Consider the following 6783-nt stretch of genomic DNA (forward strand, 5'->3'; position numbering starts at 1 on the left):
GAGGATGTTGTCGCGCGGCTCAAAGGGATCGTGGCCGAGAGCATGGCGGATGCGTAGCCCGGCCCAGGTGTCGGGCATCACCTGCATCAGCCCCATCGCGCCGGCGGAGGATGTGGCGCGCGCATCGCCCGCGCTTTCCGCCCGCATCACGGCCATGATCCATGGCACCGGGATGCCGAAACGCTGCGATGCCTCGGCGATATGGGCGGCGTGCGGATGCACGGCGACAGCACGATCCGGCACGGCGGTCTGCGCCAGAACCGGCGGCGCGGCGATGGCCGGGGTCAACAGGCCCGAAAGAAGAAGGAGGGTGATGCGGCGACGGGCGCCGCATCGTCCCGTAGCGGGATGGGTGCAGGACATGATCATTGTCAGTCCTGCTCGTCGCGCTTCTTCGGCCGGGTCCAGCGCAGGCTCCAATCGCGACCTTCGTCGTCCGACTGGAACAGGCGGGCGCGGATGGGCTGCTGGAAGGCGGGATCGTCGAGCAGGACTGAGATGAACGGTCCCGCGCTTTCGCCGGTGTGCTTCCAGCCCGCGCCGACTTCTGGGCCGTCCTCGTCGCCGAGATGGATGCGGTAGGCCGGTGCGTTCTCCGAGTCGGTATTGTCGACCGGAACGAAGGTCAGTTCCAGGTCGAGCGAGAGCGTGCGAAGCTGTCCAGAATAGCCGGACGGGGTGCGGGTGAATTGACCGATCTGGGGCATTGGAGACTCCTTCCTAGTGCGGTGGATGGGATGCGGGCGCGCCGTCACCGCTCCGGCGCGCGCCAGACGAGGCGGCCATCGCCGTCCTCGTCGGTGAAAAGCGGAATGGCTCGGCCGATCACTGCCGAGACGGGTAATGGGCCGAAATAGCGGCCGTCGAGGCTATCGCCGACGTCGAGGTTCATCAGGAAGATCTCGTCCTCGGCGATGGTACGGCAGCCCTGCCAGACCGGCAGATCGCGGCCGAGGCTGTCGCGTTCCAGCGCCTCGCCCATCTCGATCCCGTCCACCGTGATCGCGCGGCCGTCGCGGCATAGGCGCTCTCCGGGCAGGCCGAGAACGTGCTTGAGGAGCGGCACGTCGCGGGCGACATAGCCGCGCTCGACCATGAAGGCGGCGACGGATTCGGGCGGCATGACGGCGACCAGATCGGGCACCTCGAGCCGTTCCACCGGCGCGATGGTGTAGAAGCCGATCGGCACGCTGGCCGATGCGTTCCAGACCAACCTGGGCGCGGTCGGACCAACGCTGGCGATGACGGTGGCGAGCGCCGCCGCCGTCAGCAGGACGTAGCGGGCGCGGGTCATTGTCCGATCTCCTGGCGCCGAAGCCATGCGTCATGGCGATCTGCCGTATAGGGACGCGGCGCTTCGCCCGCGTTCATCCAGTGGGCGACATGGCGCCAGTGATTGGGATCGACCTCGGCCGGATCGATGCCGAGCGCCTCTATGGCATCGACATGGCGAAGGACATCCTCGACCTTCGGCCAGCCCTCGATCCTGAGCAGGATTTCCGCGCCGGGACGCACGAAGGGCAGCGTCTGATAGGAACGGCCGGGCGCGACGGCGCGCACGATGTCGATGCGCGAGATGACCGTGCCATAGTCATTCGCAGCCCAGCGGACGAAGGCGAAAACGGCACCGGGACGGAAGGAGACGGTGCGGCGGCTGCGGTCGAGGATATGTTCTCCGGCCTCCTGGCCGAACCTGATCCAGAACTCGATCTTCTTCTCCACCCATGTCAGTTCCACACGGGTCAGGTCATCTTCATGGGCTGCGGCGCCGATCATGAGCGCTCTCCTGATGTGTCGGGAAATTCGCGCGCGAGCAGGTCGCGCAGCATGTCGGTGACGGTGCCGCCGCGCCTGATCGCTGCGATCTTGATCCGCCCGCGAAGCTCAGGCGTTATGTCGATCGTGAGCCTGGCTGTGTAGGCCGTCGCAGCGCCGCCGCCTTCGGGCGGCGCGTCACCGGCCCTGACCCAGCCATCGGGATCGGCCGGGCGGGCAGCGAAGCCGCGCTTCTCGTTGCGCCCCGTCATGACGCGCCTCCGTCGTGAAACGGTAGCACCGTGGCGATACGCGCCCGCGCGCGTTCGGCCATGTCGGGGTCGATCTCGCAGCCGATGTAGCGCCGGCCGGATAGCCGGCAGGCTTCCCCGGCCGCGCCAGACCCGGCGAACCAGTCGCCGACCAGCCCGCCTTCGGGGCAACTCGTACGGATCAGTATCTCCAGCAGCGACGAAGGCTTTTCGGTGGGATGGATCGCCCGGCCATGGCAGTTGCGGAGGTAGATGACAGAGCGCATCAGACGCGGCCCGCCGTCCTCACTGACGTAGTGCCCTTCGTTGATCTGGCCGGTATGGGGTGGACGACGCTTGCGGCGAACCGTCCGCGCCATTGCATCGGGCGTTGTCTGGACGTCGTTGTAGATGTCCCGCCAGGTGGCCTCGGCCGGGTAGAACTGCACGGCCAGCTCATGCACGCGCTTGAACCGGTCGGTATGAAACCCGGTGCCGTTCTGCTTTTCCCAGACGATCTCTTGTGCGATCCGCAGACCGGCATCGGCGAAGCGGTCGGCCGTCGCCATGAAGCAGCGCAGCGAGCCGAAGACCCAGAGCGAGCCGGCCGGCCGGAGGGCGGCGCGCGCCAGCGCGATCCAGCCCTCGACGCGCCGATCCCAGGCGAGCGAAGTGTCGCCATAGGGCGGATCGGCAAGGATCATGTCATAGGGCGCGTGCCATGGCATTTTTTCGCGGCAATCTCCGGTGAGGACGGTCATTGCGACGCCCTCCCGTTGCCCAGTCGTTCGATTTCGGTGGTGAGCGCGGCGATCTCACGGGCGGCAGGAGATTGGCAATCGATCTCGCTGGCGAGCCGCCCCGACTGCGCGGCGTCGGCGAAGACGACGCGCTGGCCGATGGCGCTGGCGAGCATCGGCGGATCGTGGTCGGCGAGCGTTTCGGCCGTCTCGCGGGCTATGACGGTGCGGGCGCCGCAGCGGTTGAGCGCAAAGCGGGCGATGAGCTGCGGCCGGTAGATGCGGGCCTCCGCAAGGAGGGACAGCATCTCGGCCGAGGCCCAGCCGTCGAACGGTGAGGGTTGCACCGGGATCAGCACCAGATCGGCGGCGAGCAGCGCCGAGCGCATGAGTCCGGCGACACGCGGCGGCCCGTCGATGACGACATGATCGACGTCGCGGGCGAGTTCGGGCGCTTCACGATGCAGCGTGTCGCGGGCGAGGCCCACGGTACCAAAGGCGCGTGGCAGGCCCTCACGCGCACGCTGCTGCGACCAGTCGAGGGCAGATCCTTGCGGATCGGCGTCGATCAGGGTGACGCGGCTGCCCCGGCTCGCCAATTCACCGGCGAGATGCAGGGCCAGCGTCGTCTTGCCGACGCCGCCCTTCTGGTTGAGAAGCGCGATGATCATCGCCGGCCCTCCGGCGGATCGAGCGGAAGGCGGGGCGTGTCGGGAGCTTCAGGGGTCTCGGCTTCGCCTCGATCAGAGGCCGGTCGAGGCGATTTCGGGGCGTCGGATGCCCTCTTCTTCCCGGCTATGCTGAGGCTTTTCGCGGTGTCGCGGATGAGGTTTTCCACATCGCGCGCGCGCTCTTCAAGGTTAGACTCTTTGTTAGACTCTAAGTTAAGGGCGCGATTTCGTGAATGGCTGCCGTGGGTTAAGGCCGGTTTCGGTTCCTGATAGCACGAGCCTTGGGTTCCCGATAGCACGATAGTCCGGGTTCCCGATAGCACGAGGCCATTCACAGGTTTTCCACAGGGCGCGGTGGGCTCGAAGGCGAGCAGCATGCGTCCGCCGATCTCGGCTTCGAGAAACAGCGTGTAGCCCGGCAGAGGCTGGCGCCGGATGATGTCGCGCAGCTCGAAGGCAAAACGCTTGAACGGCGACAGGCTGCCGGACTTCTGGTGGAGATGGTGGAAGTCGAAACGCCAGCCATCGCGCTGGCGGCCGCCATGCTTGCGCACAAGGCGATAGAGCCAGCGGTCGAGGCCGCCGGTCAGGTCGAAATAGGTCCGGTCGATGGTCAGCACGAGGGCATCGTCGAGGACGGCCTGGTAGAACCAGTCCGGCACGATCATCTCTATGCCGTCTGGTCGGCCGTTGCGATCGGTGCGCTCCTGCCATTCGTTGATCCAGGAGAAGCGATGGCGCCGGCCCTCGGCCGGCTGGCGGATCGAGGTGGAAATCGTGGTCGATTGCAGCCGGTCGAGGGCCGCTTTCAGGCGCTGGTAGTCGCGTGAGCCCGTGCCGCGCCCGACATAGGTGAGAATCTCGTAGGGCGTGGCGGCCATCAGCCGGGAGGTGCGAAGCCCGGTATCGCGAGCTTCGACAATCTGGCTCGCGGCCCAGATCAGGATGTCCGCATCCCAGATCGTGGCCATACCGTGATCGGGAACGGCCTCGACGCGGATGGTCACGCTGCCGGCGGTAAAGTCGATGGGCGCGATGCGCTTCGACTTGGCGAGGGAAAAGAAGGGATAGGCCATGAGATCCTGCGCGTCTCGTGGCGCGAAGTCGCCGGGAAGCGCCCTGAACAGGTCGAGTTGTCCGCGCTCGGAAGAGGGTCGACGTCGCACCACCATGAAGAGAACCGGGTGCGATCAGCGGGCGTAGCGGCCAGCCTGTCGGCCGGACGGAACGGCCTGTCGCTTGGCGGGCAGGATGGATCCGCGCGGATCGGAGGTGGATGTGACCGCGCCGCGCTCAGTCCAGGCTTCGAGATCGTCGATGGCATAGACGACGCGGCCGCCGAGCTTGCGATAGGCGGGGCCGGTTCCGTAGGTGCGATGCTTTTCCAGCGTTCGCGCCGACAGGCTGAGGAATTCGGCGGCTTCCTTGGTGCGCAGAAAGCGCGGCGGCAGAATGACGGGTTCGTGCGGCATGGAACGGGCCTCCGTGGTGTTGGGACGGCCGCTGCGGAACAGCGGCGGGCAAGGACCACGGTGGCGAAGGAGAACCGGCGAGGTGCAGGGCGAAGTTGGGAGGTATCGAAATCGCCCACCATCGGGCGTGCGGAGTTGCGCTAGCGTGGGCGGCGATGACGCAGAAGTTTTCGATAGCCGCCGGCGACCATCGCGCGGGCATCGCGCAGGAGCGATTTGACGGCATGGCGGGCCGAGGATGCCTGCCATTCGTCGCGGTCGAGGTGATCTATGTTCAGGAGAGTTTGAGCGATTTCCTGCTGCGTGGCGCCGGCCCGGTGTCCATCGAAGGCTTGCAGCATCCGACGAAGACGTGCGCGCTGCTGCCGGGTCAGTCGGGTGTCGGGCGGGATAGCGCGGCCATGCAGTGCAGAGAGGAAGCGACGAACCGCCTCAATTCGGTCGAAGCCTTCGAGACTGAGCGGAACGACGGCCACGGTCATCGTATCGCTATTCACAGCACCGTCGATGATCTGGAGATTCTGCCCGTTGCCGAGCGGGAAACGGAAATCACCGGTGGCGCCGTCCGCCGCGACGTGGACACGCCATGTGGAGGGGACATGACTGAGGCTGTCTTCGAATGCTGACGGGGCTGGCGCCAAGAGGATCGAGCTTGTGTCCTCTTGCGGTAGCCAAAGGATGGGGGCGTCAGGAGGTGCGGCTTCGGGATCGACTGGGAAATCGCAACCCCCACCGCTGCCGGATGTGTTCGGTCAGCGGTTCGGGGTCTCCCTGGCCAGTGCGTGAGGCTTCAAAATCTGCGTCATAGGCGTCGTTGCGGCGAAGCCATTCCCAGGCAAGGTCGGATGCCGTCAGCGCATCCAGATGGTCGTATTTCGCCGAAGAACGCCAGGTCGAGGCGTCAGGTGTCATCGCGGTCTCCCGAGTCTTCTCTAGGGGATCTGGAAGACTCAGGATTCCCGTGCAAATTGAGTTGGGGAAGTCAGGCGAGGGTCAACGGGTGATGCGTCGCGTGCATCACGATCAGGTCTTGCGCTGGCTTTCGCGAACGAGTTCCCTATAGCCCTGTTCGGTCATCCAACGCGCACGCGCAAGGTGGGCATCATGAATCGAGCGGCAATGCGCAGGATCATCATCGGGATCGAGCCCGAATAGAATCCGCACCGCTTCGCGCCAGTCGGCACCATCGCGCTCTGCATCGAGCAGCCGCATATAGAGCTTCATATGCTCGCGATCATAGGATGTGAGCGAATCACCGGATGGCGGTTTGTCGAGGAATGCCTGTATTGCCTGTCCCATCACTTTCTCATCAGCGCGCGTGACGCATTTGTTAACCATCTCACCTCGGGAGATAGCCGTCTTTTTTGACAAGAGCGCGTCATGCCAGCGACGACGATACTACCGCCGCGCGTTGCTGCCTTCGTGATGGAGCAGCACACCCTCGCCCTTGTCCGTGGACAGGAGAACAATCCCGGCGGCTTCGAGCGCCCGGCGCACCTCATCGCGCGTGGATTCGAACACCTCGAGTCCGTTTTCGGATTCGAGGCGCTTAAGCGCGGTAAGTGATACGCGGGCCTTGTCAGCGAGCGTCTCCTGTGTCCAACCCAGCAACGCACGCGCGGCCCGTGACTGTCGGGCGGTGATCATACATGATCACCTCCCATTCGGACCTGCACGCACTCCAGAACTACGACTATTTTAGTCGTTCTTGGATCTTGCGCCAATCCGTTTCTGCACGAAAACGCCTGATCTGGCGAAACTTGGCCTCACGGCCTCGCATCTGATTCGGTCGCCGGGCGGTCATACCCGATAGCGTTCCGGGAATACGGCTCAACAGGCTCAGGGAGAGGAGGATGGGTTTGGGAAGGAGGGCGAGGGAACCGTCGCCTCCTTC

Annotated in this window: 14 protein-coding genes; all 14 read right to left on the reverse strand. The window is 65.3% G+C overall.

Going from position 1 to position 6783, the window contains the following annotated elements:
• On the reverse strand, positions 1-369 hold a 369-nt coding region (locus AQY21_RS08820; RefSeq protein WP_152988172.1), incomplete at its 3' end, for a lytic transglycosylase domain-containing protein.
• Positions 370-371: 2 nt separating this feature from the next.
• Positions 372-707, reverse strand: a complete 336-nt coding sequence (locus AQY21_RS08825) for a DUF736 domain-containing protein (protein ID WP_058097321.1) — start codon at positions 705-707, stop codon at positions 372-374.
• Positions 708-751: 44 nt separating this feature from the next.
• Positions 752-1294 (reverse strand): S26 family signal peptidase, encoded by a 543-nt coding sequence (locus AQY21_RS08830; protein WP_058097322.1) that lies wholly within the window; start codon positions 1292-1294, stop codon positions 752-754.
• Entirely contained in the window at positions 1291-1776 is a 486-nt protein-coding gene (locus AQY21_RS08835; RefSeq protein ID WP_058097323.1) for a DUF2840 domain-containing protein, read from the reverse strand. Before AQY21_RS08835 ends, AQY21_RS08830 begins: the two co-directional genes overlap by 4 nt.
• A complete protein-coding gene (locus tag AQY21_RS08840) occupies positions 1773-2027 on the reverse strand; it encodes a hypothetical protein (RefSeq protein WP_058097324.1) in 255 nt (84 codons plus the stop codon). The genes AQY21_RS08835 and AQY21_RS08840 overlap by 4 nt, the downstream gene beginning before the upstream one ends.
• Positions 2024-2767, reverse strand: coding sequence for a site-specific DNA-methyltransferase (locus tag AQY21_RS08845; protein ID WP_058097325.1), 744 nt, complete (start codon positions 2765-2767; stop codon positions 2024-2026). The genes AQY21_RS08840 and AQY21_RS08845 overlap by 4 nt, the downstream gene beginning before the upstream one ends.
• A complete protein-coding gene (gene parA / locus AQY21_RS08850; protein WP_058097326.1) occupies positions 2764-3417 on the reverse strand; it encodes a ParA family partition ATPase in 654 nt (217 codons plus the stop codon). The genes AQY21_RS08845 and parA overlap by 4 nt, the downstream gene beginning before the upstream one ends.
• Complete coding sequence (locus AQY21_RS08855; protein WP_058097327.1) at positions 3414-4589, reverse strand: replication initiator protein A; 1176 nt, start codon at positions 4587-4589, stop codon at positions 3414-3416. The genes parA and AQY21_RS08855 overlap by 4 nt, the downstream gene beginning before the upstream one ends.
• An 18-nt stretch (positions 4590-4607) precedes the next feature.
• Positions 4608-4889 carry an AlpA family transcriptional regulator gene (locus AQY21_RS08860; RefSeq protein ID WP_058097328.1) on the reverse strand — a complete coding sequence of 94 codons (282 nt, stop codon included), beginning with the start codon at positions 4887-4889 and terminating at the stop codon, positions 4608-4610.
• Positions 4890-5029: 140 nt separating this feature from the next.
• Positions 5030-5371: a DUF2285 domain-containing protein gene (locus AQY21_RS27735; protein WP_082658051.1), complete on the reverse strand. Its 342-nt coding sequence runs from the start codon at positions 5369-5371 to the stop codon at positions 5030-5032.
• Between the two features lie 205 nt (positions 5372-5576).
• Complete coding sequence (locus AQY21_RS27740) at positions 5577-5801, reverse strand: transcriptional regulator domain-containing protein (protein WP_082658049.1); 225 nt, start codon at positions 5799-5801, stop codon at positions 5577-5579.
• 111 nt (positions 5802-5912) lie between these two features.
• Positions 5913-6188, reverse strand: coding sequence for a DNA -binding domain-containing protein (locus AQY21_RS08870; RefSeq protein WP_058097330.1), 276 nt, complete (start codon positions 6186-6188; stop codon positions 5913-5915).
• Between the two features lie 99 nt (positions 6189-6287).
• Positions 6288-6536: a helix-turn-helix transcriptional regulator gene (locus tag AQY21_RS27745; RefSeq protein WP_082658050.1), complete on the reverse strand. Its 249-nt coding sequence runs from the start codon at positions 6534-6536 to the stop codon at positions 6288-6290.
• A 46-nt stretch (positions 6537-6582) separates the two neighbouring features.
• On the reverse strand, positions 6583-6783 hold a 201-nt coding region (locus AQY21_RS29340; protein ID WP_203416465.1), incomplete at its 5' end, for a hypothetical protein.

Origin of the sequence: Paracoccus sp. MKU1, from assembly GCF_001447385.1 — a bacterium.
In the GTDB taxonomy this organism is placed as follows: Bacteria; Pseudomonadota; Alphaproteobacteria; order Rhodobacterales; family Rhodobacteraceae; genus Paracoccus.